The organism is Bacillus clarus, assembly GCF_000746925.1.
Classification (GTDB): domain Bacteria; phylum Bacillota; class Bacilli; order Bacillales; family Bacillaceae_G; genus Bacillus_A; species Bacillus_A clarus.
Genome location: NZ_JMQC01000008.1, coordinates 686,405 through 703,195, shown reverse-complemented (window position 1 = coordinate 703,195; position 16,791 = coordinate 686,405). Strand labels below are relative to the sequence as shown.

The 16,791-nt window shown below is 36.7% G+C and carries 14 protein-coding genes and 1 riboswitch; all 14 genes read left to right on the top strand.

What is annotated here, in order from left to right; translation table 11 throughout:
• The first annotated feature begins 11 nt into the window (after positions 1–11).
• The 14 genes from dapA (at position 12) to DJ93_RS04205 (ending at position 16,683) form a co-directional block, all read left to right on the top strand.
• Positions 12–890 (top strand): 4-hydroxy-tetrahydrodipicolinate synthase, encoded by an 879-nt coding sequence (gene dapA / locus DJ93_RS04270; protein WP_042979335.1) that lies wholly within the window; start codon positions 12–14, stop codon positions 888–890.
• 471 nt (positions 891–1,361) lie between these two features.
• The gene (locus tag DJ93_RS04265) at positions 1,362–3,032 is read left to right on the top strand and encodes a ribonuclease J (RefSeq protein ID WP_042979334.1); all 1,671 of its coding nucleotides are present in this window, start codon (positions 1,362–1,364) and stop codon (positions 3,030–3,032) included.
• Positions 3,033–3,131: 99 nt separating this feature from the next.
• Positions 3,132–3,881, top strand: coding sequence for a ClpP family protease (locus DJ93_RS04260; protein ID WP_042979333.1), 750 nt, complete (start codon positions 3,132–3,134; stop codon positions 3,879–3,881).
• Complete coding sequence (locus tag DJ93_RS04255; RefSeq protein ID WP_042979332.1) at positions 3,878–4,081, top strand: YlzJ-like family protein; 204 nt, start codon at positions 3,878–3,880, stop codon at positions 4,079–4,081. Before DJ93_RS04260 ends, DJ93_RS04255 begins: the two co-directional genes overlap by 4 nt.
• A gap of 214 nt (positions 4,082–4,295) precedes the next feature.
• Positions 4,296–6,686, top strand: a complete 2,391-nt coding sequence (locus tag DJ93_RS04250) for a DNA translocase FtsK (RefSeq protein ID WP_042979331.1) — start codon at positions 4,296–4,298, stop codon at positions 6,684–6,686.
• Between the two features lie 204 nt (positions 6,687–6,890).
• Positions 6,891–6,992: riboswitch (purine riboswitch) on the top strand.
• 232 nt (positions 6,993–7,224) lie between these two features.
• Positions 7,225–7,950, top strand: coding sequence for a GntR family transcriptional regulator (locus DJ93_RS04245; RefSeq protein WP_042979330.1), 726 nt, complete (start codon positions 7,225–7,227; stop codon positions 7,948–7,950).
• A 90-nt stretch (positions 7,951–8,040) separates the two neighbouring features.
• Positions 8,041–9,117, top strand: a complete 1,077-nt coding sequence (locus tag DJ93_RS04240; protein ID WP_042979329.1) for a BMP family lipoprotein — start codon at positions 8,041–8,043, stop codon at positions 9,115–9,117.
• 108 nt (positions 9,118–9,225) lie between these two features.
• Positions 9,226–10,758: an ABC transporter ATP-binding protein gene (locus DJ93_RS04235; protein ID WP_042979328.1), complete on the top strand. Its 1,533-nt coding sequence runs from the start codon at positions 9,226–9,228 to the stop codon at positions 10,756–10,758.
• Positions 10,751–11,809, top strand: coding sequence for an ABC transporter permease (locus tag DJ93_RS04230; protein ID WP_042979327.1), 1,059 nt, complete (start codon positions 10,751–10,753; stop codon positions 11,807–11,809). The genes DJ93_RS04235 and DJ93_RS04230 overlap by 8 nt, the downstream gene beginning before the upstream one ends.
• Positions 11,810–12,769 (top strand): ABC transporter permease, encoded by a 960-nt coding sequence (locus DJ93_RS04225; protein WP_042979326.1) that lies wholly within the window; start codon positions 11,810–11,812, stop codon positions 12,767–12,769.
• Between the two features lie 209 nt (positions 12,770–12,978).
• Positions 12,979–14,253: an EF-P 5-aminopentanol modification-associated protein YfmF gene (gene yfmF, locus DJ93_RS04220; protein WP_042979325.1), complete on the top strand. Its 1,275-nt coding sequence runs from the start codon at positions 12,979–12,981 to the stop codon at positions 14,251–14,253.
• Complete coding sequence (gene yfmH / locus DJ93_RS04215; RefSeq protein WP_042979324.1) at positions 14,254–15,540, top strand: EF-P 5-aminopentanol modification-associated protein YfmH; 1,287 nt, start codon at positions 14,254–14,256, stop codon at positions 15,538–15,540.
• Positions 15,541–15,645: 105 nt separating this feature from the next.
• On the top strand, positions 15,646–16,359 hold the full coding sequence (gene ymfI, locus DJ93_RS04210) for an elongation factor P 5-aminopentanone reductase (RefSeq protein WP_042979323.1): 714 nt from the start codon (positions 15,646–15,648) through the stop codon (positions 16,357–16,359).
• Positions 16,360–16,434: 75 nt separating this feature from the next.
• Positions 16,435–16,683 carry a DUF3243 domain-containing protein gene (locus DJ93_RS04205; protein ID WP_042979322.1) on the top strand — a complete coding sequence of 83 codons (249 nt, stop codon included), beginning with the start codon at positions 16,435–16,437 and terminating at the stop codon, positions 16,681–16,683.
• The last annotated feature ends 108 nt before the right edge of the window (positions 16,684–16,791 follow it).

Here is a 16,791-nt window from a genome sequence, read left to right as displayed (position 1 = left end):
GGAGTGAGATCATGATAGATTTTGGGACTATTGCAACTGCGATGGTAACTCCGTTTGATAAAAACGGTAATATCGATTTTGCAAAGACAACTAAATTGGTAAATTATTTAATTGATAACGGTACAACAGCGATTGTGGTAGGAGGAACGACTGGAGAATCTCCTACACTATCATCAGAAGAAAAAGTAGCGTTATATCGCCATGTCGTATCTGTTGTCGATAAAAGGGTGCCCGTAATCGCTGGAACAGGTAGTAATAATACACATGCTTCTATCGAATTAACAAAAAAGGCGACTGAAGTTGGTGTGGATGCAATTATGCTAGTAGCACCGTATTATAATAAACCGAGTCAAGAAGGGATGTATCAGCATTTTAAAACGATTGCTGAAAGTACACCACTTCCGGTTATGCTATACAATGTTCCGGGACGATCTATTGTACAAATCTCCGTTGATACAGTTGTTCGTTTATCAGAAATACCGAACATTGTTGCCATTAAAGATGCAGGTGGCGACGTGTTAACAATGACAGAAATCATTGAAAAAACAGCGGACGACTTTGCTGTATACAGCGGTGATGACGGTTTAACGTTACCAGCTATGGCAATTGGAGCAAAAGGTATTGTTTCTGTAGCATCGCATGTTATCGGAAATGAAATGCAAGAAATGATTGCTGCATTCCAAGCTGGAGAGTTTAAAAAAGCACAGAAATTACATCAATTACTTGTAAAAGTAACAGATGCACTATTTATGGCGCCGAGCCCAACGCCAGTAAAAACAGCACTGCAAATGGTTGGATTAGATGTAGGTTCTGTACGTTTACCACTGCTTCCTTTAACAGAAGAAGAGAGACTAACATTACAAGATGTAATGCAATCTATTCCTCGCTAATAAAAATGACCTAGTTTTATACTAGGTCATTTTTATTTTATATATACATACAAAGATAGCTGTATGTGAATTTGCCTCATTAAACTCTTATTTAGGAGTTTAAATAAAAATTCTCCCTGTAAGTTAAAGTTATACTGTATTGTCTTCCTGGCTCTTTTGCATAATTTAACTTGTGTTCTATTTCTTGTATCAGGTATAATATGGCTAAGTAGCTTAGTACGGGTATGCTTAGCAAAATTGGTAAAAATTATAATTAGATGAAATTTCTATATCATATCGCATAAGATATTTGATTTATATAATGAAAGAGAGGTGAAACCTGGTTTAAAAAATGAACAAGGACATGATATCGCATAACGGTAAGGACATTCGTCTTGGACGGTGAATATATGGTGGTTGTAGAGTTTCCCCTGGTGTCTCTGCAATTTAAGTGAAATCAGTGTTTGCAAGATTTTTAAACCAGGCAACAACATGAAGAGAAAAGAGAATGATTCTGTAAAAGTATTTGCTCTTGGTGGAGTAGGTGAAATCGGAAAAAATATGTACTGTGTCGAGATTGATTCTGAAATCTTTATTGTAGATGCAGGATTGATGTTCCCAGGAGATGAAATGTTTGGGATTGATATCGTTATTCCTGACATTACATATTTAGTAGAAAATCAAGAGCGAGTAAAAGGTCTATTTATCACTCATGGTCATGAAGATCATATTGGTGGAATTGTTTATGTACTACGTAAACTTTCAATTCCAGTATATGCAACAAAATTAACGGTAGGTCTTATTCAAGAGAAACTTGGCGAAGCGGGAATGTTAGGTCGTGTAGACTTAAAAACAATCGATTCTAATTCAACAGTAGAATTTAATACAACAACGGTGTCATTCTTCGGGACAACGCATAGTATTCCAGATTCTGTTGGTGTTTGCTTCCATACTTCAAAAGGTGCTGTAGTATATACAGGAGACTTTAAATTCGATCAAACACCAATCGGAAACAGTGGAGCAGATATTGGAAAGATGGCGCAAGTTGGAAATGAAGGTGTTCTTTGTCTATTATCGGATAGTACAAACGCAGAGCGTCCTGGTTATACAGGTTCTGAAAAAGAGGTTGGAATCGAAATTTCAAAAGTGTTCTATGGTGCAGAAGGTCGTATTATAGTTGCTTCCTTTGCATCAAATGTTCATCGTATTCAACAAGTGTTTGATGCAGCCGCTGAAACAGGACGAAAAGTAGCTGTAGTAGGTCGTAGTATGGTGAAAGTAGTAGACATCGCGAGACGTCTCGGTTATTTAGACGTTCCAGATGGTATGGTTATTTCGTTACAAGAGGTAGATAACTTCCCAGAGAAAAAAGTAGCGATTTTAACGACAGGTAGCCAAGGTGAGCCGATGGCAGCACTTTCAAGAATGGCAAAGCAAGCCCATAAACAAATTTCAATCCGAAAAGGAGATACAGTTATCATTGCAGCTTCTCCAATTCCAGGAAATGAAATATCAGTATCAAAGATTATTGACTTATTATTTAGAGCTGGAGCAGAAGTTGTTTATTATGGTGAGCGAAAAGTCCATGTTTCTGGCCATGGTAGTCAAGAAGAATTGAAGTTAATGTTAAATTTAATGAAGCCGAAGTATTTTGTACCCGTACATGGTGAATTCCGTATGCAAAAAGCACATGCATATTTAGCGGAAGATGTAGGTATTTCGAAAGAAAATATTTTCATTGTAGAAAAAGGCGATGTAATTGCTTTTGAAGGTGAAGAAGCAAAACAAGCTGGTAAAGTACAAGCAGGAAACGTTCTAATTGATGGCTTAGGTGTAGGTGATGTTGGGAATATCGTCCTGCGAGATAGAAAGATGTTATCTCAAGATGGAATTTTAGTTGTTGTTGTAACACTTGGAAAAGATGAGAAGAAAATAATCTCTGGTCCAGAAATTATTTCAAGAGGTTTTGTATACGTTCGTGAATCAGAAGCGTTAATCGAACGATCCACAGAGATTGTACGTATGATTGTTGAGCAATCAATTAAAGAATATTCAATTGAATGGTCTATGCTAAAACAAAATATTCGTGAATTATTAGGACAATTCCTATATGAGGAAACGAAGAGAAAACCGATGATTTTACCAATTATTATGGAAGTGTAAGGGAGTCACCTTTTTGGTGGCTTTTTCTTTTTGAACCCAATCGAATGAAATTTATAACTTAAGAAATAATAGTTATATACGAGCGAAAGGGGATGCGATATGACAGAACGTGATTATTATACAAATGAAGAAAAAGAAGCCAATCCGAAAGAAGAACTGAAAGAGGCTTCAGTGATAGAGAAAATTCAGCAGCTTGGTCAAACGAATGTACCACAAATGAATGAATCACGTATCCATTGTTTAACAATAGTTGGACAAGTAGAAGGGCATGTTCAATTGCCGCCGCAAAATAAGACGACAAAATATGAACATGTAATTCCGCAGATTGTAGCAATTGAACAAAATCCGAAGATTGAAGGTCTACTTTTAATATTAAATACGGTAGGTGGTGATGTTGAAGCAGGGTTAGCAATTTCTGAAATGGTAGCTTCACTTTCCAAGCCAACTGTATCCCTTGTATTAGGAGGGGGGCATTCAATAGGTGTACCGATTGCTGTCTCAACTGACTATTCGTTTATTGCAGAAACGGCAACGATGACGATTCATCCGATTCGTTTGACGGGTCTTGTTATTGGTGTGCCGCAAACATTTGAGTATTTAGATAAAATGCAAGAACGCGTGATTCGATTTGTAACAAAGCATTCAAAAGTAACGGAAGATCGGTTTAAAGAGCTTATGTTTGCGAAGGGGAATTTGACGCGAGATATTGGGACGAATGTAATTGGTGGAGATGCAGTGAAATATGGTCTAATAGATGATGTTGGTGGCATTGGAAATGCAATTCGGAAATTGAACGAGTTAATAGATATGCAAATAGATGATCATAATGAAGGGACAGTATCACAATGATTTTATATACAATTATGCCGGAGCAACTCGTTTATCCAGCTGATTATTCGCAGTGTGAAAGTCAAAAAGTCGTCAATGTAAACGGTGTTGAGATGGTTGTTTCTGAAGAGAATAATCACTCATACTCTGTTGTGCGTGTTCTAAGTACGGATCCATCTCATTACTTACAATATGAGCCTGGGCAGAAAATAACCTTTTAGTAAAAAGCAGGATTTTGTCTAGAAGCTATGGTATAATATAAAAAACAAGACGGTTGAGCAGCCATGAGTAGGCTGCTTTCTTCTGTTTAATTAGACATTTTACAGGAAGTGTAAAAATAGAAGATAAAGAGACCTGAATATAGTATGAATGACGTATAAGTGAAACGATTTGTAAAAGAAAGTTTTACTTAATTTTAGAACACGGGGTGAAGAAATGGCAAAACAAAAGCAAAGAGGGACGAAGGCAAAAGCAAGACGTACGATTAAGCCAACTTTGTATTACGAAATCGTCGGGTTGACTCTTTTTGCACTTTCAATCATTACAATTCTACAATTAGGTATTGTAGGAAAATCGTTTGTGTTATTTTTTCGCTTCTTCTTTGGTGAGTGGTACATAATTGGTGTATTAGGCGTAATTGCTTTATCCATTGCATTTGTAATAAAGCGTGGATGGCCAAACCTCTTAAATAAACGGCTAATTGGTGTTTATTTAATCGTATTAGCAATCTTAATGTTTAGTCATATTACATTATTTAACCTTCTTACAAAAGATGGAGCGGTACAAAATACATCTGTCATTGTTAGTACGAAAGATCTGTTCTTTCTTGAAATGAAAAAAAATCCGGATACGGTTCACTTAGGTGGAGGTATGTTTGGAGCTCTTATGTTTGCAACGTTTTATTTCTTGTTTGATGAAGTAGGAGCTTACATCATTGGCATTATTTTCGTTATTCTTGGATTGCTTTGTATAACGAATAAACATATTGGCGAAGTGCTCGCTCCAGTTGGAAGAATACTTAGAAGTCAATTTCAAGTGGTGCACGGAGATTACAAAGACTGGAGAGCGAAACGTGTAGCTGAACAGACAGAGAAGAAGAAAACTTCAAGACGTGTGCAGCGTGAACCTCTAGTTGAAGAGGACGTTGTTGAGCCTGTGGAGGAAATGGAAATTGGTCCGCCAATTATTTCGAACTTCACAGAGAATTATCCAGTAAGTGATGAACAAGAAAAAAGAGTTGAAGAAAAAGACGAAACGGATTTGATTACTTCGCCATTTATTGAAGAACCGGTATCGCCTACACGAGTAGAACAACAGAAAAAGAAGCGTGGCGAAAAAATAGTCGAGTCTTTAGAAGGTGAAACGAAAGCACCCCCTATGCAGTTTGCAAATGTGGAAAATAAAGATTATGAGCTTCCTTCTATCGATATATTGAAGTTTCCGAAGAATAAACAAGTTACGAATGAAAACGAAAAAATTTATGAGAATGCCCGTAAGTTGGAGCGTACTTTCCAAAGCTTTGGTGTGAAAGCGAAAGTGACAAAAGTACATAAAGGCCCTGCAGTTACGAAGTATGAAGTGTATCCGGATATGGGAGTGAAAGTAAGTAAAATTGTTAGTTTAAGTGATGATTTAGCACTTGCTTTGGCCGCGAAAGATATTCGTATCGAAGCACCTATTCCCGGGAAATCGGCTGTAGGGATTGAAGTTCCAAACTCAGAAGTTTCTACGGTAACGCTGAGGGAAGTACTCGATTCAAAGGCAAATAACCATCCAGAAGAAAAATTATTAATTGGTCTTGGACGTGATATTACAGGTGAAGCTGTATTAGCACGATTAAATAAGATGCCCCATCTATTAGTAGCTGGAGCGACTGGTAGCGGGAAAAGTGTATGTATTAACGGTATTATCGTTAGTATTTTAATGCGCGCAAAGCCTCATGAAGTAAAGCTTATGATGATTGATCCTAAGATGGTAGAGTTAAATGTATATAATGGTGTGCCACATTTATTAACACCTGTTGTGACAGATCCGAAAAAAGCGTCACAGGCTTTGAAAAAAGTCGTGAGCGAAATGGAACGTCGCTATGAGTTGTTTGCGCATAGCGGAACGCGTAATATTGAAGGGTATAATGAATACATTAAAGAGCACAATAGCCAATCGGAAGCGAAGCAACCAGAACTTCCGTATATTGTTGTAATTGTGGACGAGCTAGCCGATTTAATGATGGTTGCATCTTCTGATGTGGAAGATGCGATTATGCGTTTGGCACAGATGGCTCGTGCTGCTGGTATTCATTTAATTATCGCCACGCAGCGTCCGTCAGTGGATGTTATTACTGGGGTTATTAAAGCGAATATTCCATCGCGTATTGCATTTGCTGTATCTTCTCAAACTGACTCTCGAACGATTCTTGACGGCGGTGGAGCAGAGAAGTTGCTTGGTCGTGGGGATATGCTATTTATACCAATCGGTGCATCAAAACCGGTTCGTGTACAAGGAGCATTTTTATCAGATGATGAAGTTGAAAGGGTTGTGGAGTATGTTGTTGCGCAGCAAAAAGCACAATATCAAGAGGATATGATTCCACAAGACATCCCTGAAACAAAGCAAGAAGTAGAAGATGAATTATACGATGAAGCGGTTCAGCTTGTTGTGGAAATGCAAACAGCGTCTGTATCTATGTTGCAACGTAGATTTAGAGTGGGGTATACACGTGCAGCACGTTTAATTGATGCGATGGAAATGAATGGTGTTGTAGGTCCTTATGAAGGTAGTAAACCGAGAGAAGTATTAATTAAAGATATACAAGAAAAAAGTTCTTGAAAAAAAGCCTAATTGTTTTTACAATTAGGCTTTTTTATATGCTGTTTTTGTTATATACTATAAGAATCAATAAAGAAAGGGCTTACATTTTTGGTGGTTCTTTAGAATACGAATGCTTTTGTTATTATTTTTTCAAACGTTCGATATTTAATGTAGAAAAATGTTGAATTGTGTTGACACATATGGGGGCAAGTGGTAAGATTACTTCGAAAAGAATCACTGCCTCATATAATCTTGGAGATAAGGTCCATAAGTTTCTACCTGGCAACCATGAATTGCCGGACTATGAGGGGAAAAGTGTGTAACAAAGGATGTAAGGGATCTTTGTGCCGAACTTTTTCTCGCTATGAGGAATGTTTGTGGTACAAAGTTTTTTTTATGGAATAAAGATAGAAAATTTCATTTTGAAAAATTATTAATATTTATTCGACAATTATATTTATTTTAATGTTAAGTAATTTATACTACGTTGTAAGTTGAAAAAAGAGAAAAGAAGTCTTACATCAGAGGTCGAATAATTGAAATGCGGGGGAGTCTTATGTCAGTAAAATCGGATAGTCGACACCTATACTTACGGGTGATTGATCACATTAAAGAGAAAATTAAAGATGGGGCTTACAAAGAAAGACAAAAGTTACCGTCAGAGTTTGATTTAGCGAAAGAACTCGGCGTAAGCAGAGCAACTTTACGAGAAGCACTTCGTATTTTAGAAGAAGAAAATATTGTAATTCGTAGACACGGTGTTGGTACCTTTGTAAATGCGAAGCCGTTATTCTCTTCTGGAATTGAGCAGCTTTCTAGTATTACAGATATGATTTCTAGTGTGGGGAAAACACCAGGAACAATCTTTTTATCATCATCTACAACGACTTTAACAGAAGAAGAAAAAGAGAAGTTTAATAGTGAAGAAGGCTTTAATGCAGTGATGATTGAGCGTGTTCGTACAGCAGATGGGGAACCTGTTGTGTATTGCGTGGATAAGTTGGCGAAAGAAGTATTACCGGATTTATCGGGATACAACGAGGAATCGTTGCTTACGGTGATACATAATAACACGCATAAGCGTATCACATATGCGGTTGCTCATATTGAGCCAATTGGTTATCATCCGAAAATTTCGCCGATTTTAGAATGCGAGCCTGAAACGGCACTGCTAGTTTTAAAGCAAATGCACTATGATCAAAATGATGAGCCAATCTTATATTCTATTAATTATTTTAGAGCTGACAAGTTTAGCTTCCACGTATTAAGAAAACGTATGTAGTAAGGTTCCTTTTTAGGGAGGTGACAGCAAGAAGTAAGAAACAGTAGCGTATGAGTAGATAGACATATTATTTCAGGAGGGGTTTCTAGTATGAAGAAAAAAGCAGGTCTTTTATTATCGTTAACATTAGCAGCAAGTACAGTGTTAGGTGCATGTGGTAATTCTGATAAGACAAGCAGTGATAAAAAAGGTGATAAAGAGTTCAAAGTTGGTATGGTTACAGACGTTGGGGGCGTTGATGATAAATCATTTAACCAATCAGCTTGGGAAGGTTTAACGAAATTCGGTCAAGATAACGATTTAAAGAAAAATGAGGGATATCGTTATCTTCAATCAAGTAAAGATGCAGATTATATTCCGAACTTAACGAAATTCGCAAAAGGAAACTATAATGCAACATTCGGTATTGGGTATTTAATGCAGGAATCAATTGAAAAAGTTGCAAAACAATATCCGAAAGAGCAATTTGCGATTGTAGATACTGTTGTGAAAGAGCCAAACGTAACAAGTATCACGTTTAAAGATCATGAAGGTTCATTCCTTGTTGGAGCAGTAGCAGCAATGACAACGAAGTCAAATAAAGTTGGTTTTGTTGGCGGTGTAAAAAGCCCATTAATCACAAAATTCGAATCAGGTTTTAAAGCTGGAGCGAAAGCAGTAAATCCAAACATCGAGATTGTAGCGCAATATGCAGATGCATTTGATAAACCAGAAAAAGGATCTGTATTAGCATCAGCAATGTACGGCCAAGGAATTGACGTAATTTATCATGCTTCAGGTGCAACTGGTAACGGTGTGTTTACAGAAGCGAAAAACCGTAAGAAAAAAGGTGAAAACGTTTGGGTAATCGGTGTTGACCGTGACCAAAATCAAGAAGGTATGCCTGAGAATGTAACTTTAACTTCAATGGTAAAACGTGTTGATATTGCAGTTGCTAAAGTAGCACAAGAAGCGAAAGATGGTAAGTTAAAAGGTGGAAAAGTAGAAGAGTTTGGTTTGAAAGATGATGGTGTAGGTATTGCGAAAACAACTGATAATGTGAAAAAAGTAAACCCAGAAATTTTAACAAAAGTAGAAGAGTTTGAAAAGAAAATTACTGCTGGTGAAATTAAAGTACCTGCGACTGATGATGAGTATAAAGCATACGAAGCGAATCTAAAGAAATAATAATAGAGAAATAGCAAAGGTTAGTTCTTAGAACTAACCTTTGTATATATAAAAATACTTTTAATAGAGTGTAATTAGGGAATGTTCCCTGCTAAAAGGAGGAACAAAATGGAATACGTAATTGAGATGAACAATATTACAAAAGTATTCCCAGGCATTGTAGCGAACGATAATATTACGCTACAAGTAAAACAGGGAGAAATACATGCTTTACTTGGAGAAAATGGTGCAGGAAAGTCGACGTTGATGAATGTACTATTCGGTTTGTATCAGCCAGAGCAGGGCGAAATTAAAATTAAAGGGAAGCCTGTGAAGATTACAAATCCAAATATTGCAAATGACCTTGGCATTGGGATGGTCCATCAGCATTTTATGCTTGTTCATAATTTTACAGTTACAGAGAATATCATTCTCGGAAATGAGCCAAAGAAAAAAGGAAAAATTGCTGTTGAAGAGGCTGTGAAAGAAATTAAACAGTTGTCTGAACAGTATGGTTTATCTGTCGATCCATATGCGAAAATTGAAGATATTTCAGTTGGGATGCAGCAAAGGGTTGAAATTTTAAAGACGCTTTATCGCGGCGCGGAAATATTAATATTTGATGAACCGACTGCTGTATTAACTCCTCAAGAAATTCATGAGCTCATTCAAATTATGAAAAAACTTGTGCAAGAAGGGAAATCTATCATTCTTATTACACATAAGTTAAAAGAGATTATGGAAGTTTGCGATCGTTGTACGATTATTCGTAAAGGTAAAGGAATTGGGACTGTTGATGTTGCAACAACGGATGAACATAAACTTGCAGAGTTAATGGTCGGACGTCAAGTGAATTTTAAAACGGAAAAAATAGAAGCGAAGCCTAAAGAAGAGGTGCTTTCTATTGTAAATCTTATGGTTCATGATGCTCGCCAATTGCCTGCTGTAAAAGGCCTTGACTTAACTGTTCGTGCAGGGGAAATTGTTGGGATTGCAGGAATTGATGGGAATGGACAAAGCGAATTAATAGAAGCAATTACTGGTTTACGAAAAGTTGAGTCAGGTTCTATTGCAATTAAAGGGAAAGAAATAACGAATTGGCCGGTCAGAAGAATTACAGAAGAAGGAATTGGTCATATTCCAGAAGATCGCCATAAACATGGGTTGGTTCTTGATTTTTCTGTTAGAGATAATATTGTTTTGCAAACATATTATAAAAATCCGTTTTCAAACAAAGGCATTTTAAATTTCAGTAAAATCGGACAAAAAGCGAAAGAACTTATTGAACTGTTTGATGTACGTACACCTAGTGAGAATACGTTAGCTCGTTCGTTATCGGGTGGAAACCAACAAAAGGCAATTATTGCGCGTGAAGTAGATCGTAATCCAGATTTATTAATCGCGGCACAGCCGACACGTGGCTTAGATGTAGGGGCAATCGAATTCATTCATAAGAAATTAATTGAGCAGAGAGATAAGGGGAAAGCGGTACTTCTTTTATCTTTAGAATTGGATGAAATCTTAAATGTGAGTGATCGGGTTGCTGTTATATATGAAGGGAAAATTGTAGCAATTGTGAATGCGAAAGAAACAAATGAACAACAGCTTGGGTTGTTAATGGCTGGCGGAACAGGGAAAGAGAAGGTGAATACAAATGGCTAAGAAATTTTTAACAGAGCGAACAATTAATATTTTAGTACCTGTGTTATCCGTTATTTTCGGTTTGCTTGTTGGGGCCATTGTAATGTTATTTAGTGGATATGATCCGATTGTTGGGTATGCCGCGCTTTGGGAAGGAATGGTTGGAAATCCGCAGGCTATCGGTGAGACGCTACGTACGATGATTCCGCTTGTGCTTGCAGGGCTGTCTGTTGCATTTGCATTTCGTACCGGTCTTTTTAATATTGGGGTGGAAGGGCAGTTATTAGTTGGGTGGCTTGCTGCTGTTTGGTTTGGATACGCAGTATCATTACCAGCATTTTTGCATATCCCATTATCGATTTTAGTTGCAGCCATCGTCGGTGGTTTATGGGGGTTTATCCCAGGTTATTTAAAAGGAAAATTTAAAGTAAATGAAGTAATTGTAACAATTATGATGAACTATATTGCACTTTACGTGACGTATGATTTAATTAAACGCTTTTTACATGAGGCGAATGAAAAATCGTATGACATAAAATCTAGTGCTTCTTTATCTTCTGAATGGTTATCTTCTTTGACGGATGGTTCTCGTTTGCATTGGGGGATTATCGTAGCCATTTTGATTGCAATTGTAATGTGGTTCTTATTGGATAGAACGACATTAGGATATGAATTAAAATCAGTTGGATTTAATCAACATGCTTCTCAATATGCGGGTATGAAGGTTTCTCGTAATGTTGTATTATCCATGACAATTGCAGGGGCATTTGCAGGAATTGGTGGAGCGATGGAAGGGCTTGGAACATTTCAAAATATGACAGCAATGTCTTCATTTACAGGGATTGGATTTGATGGGATTGCGGTAGCTCTTCTCGGTGGAAATAATCCATTTGGTATATTGTTAGCTGCCTTACTATTCGGTGGTTTGAAAAGTGCAGCTCCGCAAATGAACTTTGAAGCGGATGTTCCATCAGAGCTTATCAACGTAATTATTGCATGTATTATTTTCTTTGTTGCTTGTAGTTATATTTTACGCTGGGCGCTTACACGCATGAGCAAGGAGGGGAAATAAATGAGCTTTTTAGATATTTTAGCCATTCTTGTGACTGGTACGTTGTATACAGCAGCGCCACTTATTTTTACGGCGCTAGGTGGTGTGTTTAGTGAGCGTTCTGGAGTTGTAAATATAGCTTTAGAAGGGCTAATGCTATTCGGTGCATTTATTGGTATTGTTACAACATTATTAATGGGTGATACTTGGGGATCAATGACTCCTTGGATTGCGCTTCTATTTGCAGCAATTGGAAGCGGGTTGTTTGCACTACTTCACGCGGTAGCATCCATTACATTCCGTGCTGATCAAGTTGTCAGCGGGGTAGCAATAAACTTTTTAGCTCTTGGTTTAACAGTGTTTGCGATTAAGAAAATTTTTGGTAAAGGACAAACTGATTTTATTCAATATCGTATTGAAAAAATTGATGTTCCAGGTCTTTCGGATATTCCTGTTATTGGAAAAGTGTTTTTCTCAAATGTACCGTTAACATCGTATATTGCCATTATTTTAGCGTTTGTTGTTTGGTATATTATTTATAAAACGCCGTTTGGTCTTCGCCTTCGCGCTGTTGGTGAACATCCGATGGCAGCAGATACGATGGGGATTAATGTATATAAAATGCGTTATATTGCAGTTTGTATATCTGGAATGTTTGCAGGGGTTGGTGGCGCGGTCTTCGCAATGTCGATTTCTGGTAACTTCTCAGGTGCAACAATTACAGGACAAGGTTTCTTAGCACTAGCAGCTATGATTTTCGGTAAATGGAATCCACTAGGCGCCCTTGGAGCAGCTCTGTTCTTCGGGTTTGCTCAATCGCTTGGGATAACAGGTGGTACAATTCCTGTATTAAAAGAAATTCCAAGTGTATTCTTAACGATATTACCGTATGTATTTACAATCTTGGCACTTGTTGGTTTTGTAGGTCGTTCTGAGGCTCCAAAAGCATTAGGAACACCTTATGAAAAAGGAAAAAGATAAGTATTTTGAAAGTAGAAAAAAGCTTGCACATTAGTGCGGGCTTTTTTACATAGAATATGCTTAATACAGAATTTTACCTGTATCTTTACATGATAGCATTGTTAGAAACGTCATTATGTAAAGATAATAAGGGAGAAAAGTTGATTTTTTATTTCTAAAAACTGTATATTGAAGAGGAATATTCCTACATACGTAAAGGAGGGCTATAAATGAAACTAATGGAACAGCAAATGCATGAGTTAGGTGGTTTGCGAGTACATATTATTCCTACAGACAAATATAAAACAAATACATTTGTATTTCGCTTCAAAGCACCATTAAATGAGGAGACGGTGACAGAGCGAGCTTTATTGCCATACGTATTGCAAAGTGCAACAGAAAAGTTGCCATCTGTAATTCGTCTTCGTCAATATTTAGAAGAATTATATGGATCTTCTTTAGCGGTAGATGTAAGTAAAAAAGGGGAAGACCATATCATTTCTATTTATGTAGACATCGCAAATGAAACATATTTACACGATGCACCGCCGCTCTTTGAAAAAGCGCTTTCAATGTTATCGGATATTGTGTTACACCCAGCGACGGAAGGGAATGGTTTTTTACCTGCTATTATAGAAAGTGAAAAACGAGCGCTCTTGCAACGAATTGAGGCTACTTATGATGATAAAATGCGCTATGCAAACGAGCGTTTAATCGAGGAAATGTGCAAAGTAGAACCGTATCGCTTAAGTGCAAATGGAAAAAAAGAGAGTGTTGCTTCAATTACAAATGAAAGTTTATATCAATATTATCAAAAAGTGTTAGCAGAAGACGAAATGGACCTTTACATCATTGGTGATATTTCAGAAGATGCTGTTGAACTTGTAAGTAAATATTTCTCCATTTCACCTCGTACTGTGAAAGAGCGGAATGTACTTCTTCATAAACGAAATAATGAAGAAAAGGAAATTGTTGAAAAACAAGAATTAAAGCAAAGTAAATTAAATATCGGTTACCGCACATACATTACGTATCGTGATGAAGATTATTTTGCATTGCAATTGTTTAACGGCTTATTTGGTGGTTTCTCACATTCGAAATTATTCGTAAATGTTCGTGAAAAGAATAGCTTAGCGTATTATGCAGCATCAAGATTTGAAAGTCATAAAGGTTTGCTCTTCGTTATGTCTGGAATAGAAGCGAAGAACTTTGAAAAAGCGGTTGAAATTATTAAAGAACAGATGAAGGCAATGCAAAATGGTGATTTTTCAGATGAGGAGATTCACCAAACGAAAAGTGTAATCCAAAATCAAATATTAGAGGCAATTGATACGCCTCGTGGTTTTGTTGAAATGCTTTATCATGGTGTAATTGCAGATCGTACGCGTCCAGTAGAAGAGTGGTTAACTGGTATAGAAAGCGTTACGAAAGAAGAGATTGTAAAAGTTGCTAATAGCATCGAACTAGATACAATTTACTTTTTACATGGAACGGAGGGAGAATAAATGGAGAAAATTGTTTATGAACAATTAAAAGAAACACTCTATTATGAAAAACTTCCTAACGGATTAGATGTATATATTTTACCGAAGCAAGGATTTAACAAAACCTTTGCAACATTTACAACGAAATATGGTTCCGTTGATAATACATTTGTTCCACTTGGAAAAGAAGAAATGACTCGTGTGCCAGATGGGATTGCTCATTTCCTTGAGCATAAACTGTTTGAAAAAGAGGATCACGACGCATTTCAATTATTTAGTAAACAAGGGGCGTCAGCAAATGCTTTTACTTCCTTTACAAGAACAGCCTATCTCTTTTCGTGTACATCAAATGTGGAGCAAAATTTGAATACGTTGTTAAATTTTGTTCAAGAACCGTATTTCTCTGAAAAAACGGTTGAAAAAGAGAAGGGGATTATTGGGCAAGAAATTCAAATGTATCAAGATAACCCAGATTGGCGATTATACTTTGGATTAATCGATAGTTTATTTGTGAAGCATCCAATTAAGATTGACATTGCAGGAACAATTGAGTCTATTAGCAAAATTACTAAAGATTTATTGTATGAGTGCTATGAAACGTTTTATCATCCGAGCAATATGCTGTTGTTTGTTGTGGGAGCGATTGATCCGGAGAAAACAATGAATTTAATACGTGATAATCAGGCGAAAAAAGATTATAAAAATCAGCCGGAGATTGTACGTTCATTTGAAGAGGAGCCAGAAGAGGTAAATGAAAAGAAAAAAATTATTTCAATGCCTGTTCAAACACCGAAATGTTTAGTTGGGATAAAGGGGATTCATTTAAAAGAAAAAGGGGAAGAGCTTTTAAAACAAGAGATTGCGCTTACACTGCTTTTAGATTACTTATTTGGAAAAGGCTCAGTTCATTATGAATCGTTATATAATGAAGGGCTTATTGATGAATCATTCTCATATGACTATACAGAAGAAAATAATTTTGGCTTTGCGATGGTTGGTGGTGACACGAAACAGCCTGATGAATTAGCTGAGCGATTAAAAGGTATTTTATTACAAACGAATTATAATCAGTTGGATGAAGCGGCGCTAGAGCGTGTGAAGAAAAAGAAAATCGGTGGTTTCTTACGATCATTGAACTCACCTGAGTATATTGCAAATCAATTTACACGATATGCGTTTAATGAATCTAGTTTATTTGATGCTCTTACAGTGTTAGAAGGGTTAACTGTTCAAGATTTACAAGAAGCAGCAAAAGCATTGTTATCTGAAGAAAAAATGAGTGTTTGTCAAGTTTTACCGAAAAAATAAAAAAAATTATAAAAATCCCTCATCTCATTTTTGGTTATGGCCAAATTGTAAGATGAGGGTATTATTTATACATAAATGTGTGAGAAGAGATAAGAGAGGGAAAGTATGAAAAAGTATGCATTAGTAACTGGAGGGAGCGGAGGAATTGGCTCTGCTATTTCAAAACAATTAGTTGAAGAGGGTTATACAGTATATATTCATTACAATAAAAGTGAAGAGAAAGTAAGGGAATTACAAAGTAGGTTTGGTGAAGTAATTCCTGTTCAAGCGAATTTAGCATCTAGAGATGGTGCGAAAGAATTGTGGGAGCAAGTGCAACATCCGATTGATGTTATTGTGTATGCAGCGGGAAAGAGTATATTTGGTTTAGTAACAGATGTTACAGACGAAGAATTGGATGAAATGGTGGAACTGCAAGTGAAAAGTGTGTATAGGCTTTTATCCATGGTGCTTCCATCAATGATTCAACGAAGAAGTGGTAACGTTGTACTTATTTCGTCTATATGGGGACAAATTGGTGCGTCCTGTGAAGTACTTTACTCAATGGTGAAAGGCGCACAAAATTCCTATGTGAAGGCTTTGGCGAAGGAAGTTTCTTTAAGTGGATTACGTGTAAATGCTGTATCACCAGGTGCAATTGAAACTGAAATGTTAAGTGTCTTTTCAGAAGAGGATAAAACTGAAATTGCTGAAGATATTCCGTTAGGTAGAATAGGATTACCTGAAGATGTGGCAAAAACTGTTTCCTTCCTCGTATCACCAGGAGCTTCTTATATAACAGGACAAATTATCGGAGTCAATGGTGGGTGGCACTGTTAAAAAATTCTTACATAAAAAATAAGAAATTGTACAAATTAAGCATGATTCTATTACTCAATAGTGAGGTGCTTAAATATGTCAGTGTTAGAAAACTTTGATCAATGGAAGAGCTTTTTAGGTGAGCGTTTAGAACAAGCGCAAGGAAAGGGGCTTGACGGTGGTGCTGTATCAGATATGGCATTTCGCGTTGGAGATTACCTTGCTAACGAAGTAGAGGCTCGTAACGATCAGGAAAAACTATTAGCTGAGCTTTGGAAAGTTGCTGATGAGCAAGAGCAACATACAATTGCAAATTTAATGGTGAAATTTGTGCAACATAAATAAAGGAAGAGAGGAGATGCTCCTCTCTCTTTTTTATTACAAATAATACAATGAATAGATTATACATTTAGCTTCCCTATTAACGTGAAATCATATAATATAGTACATAGG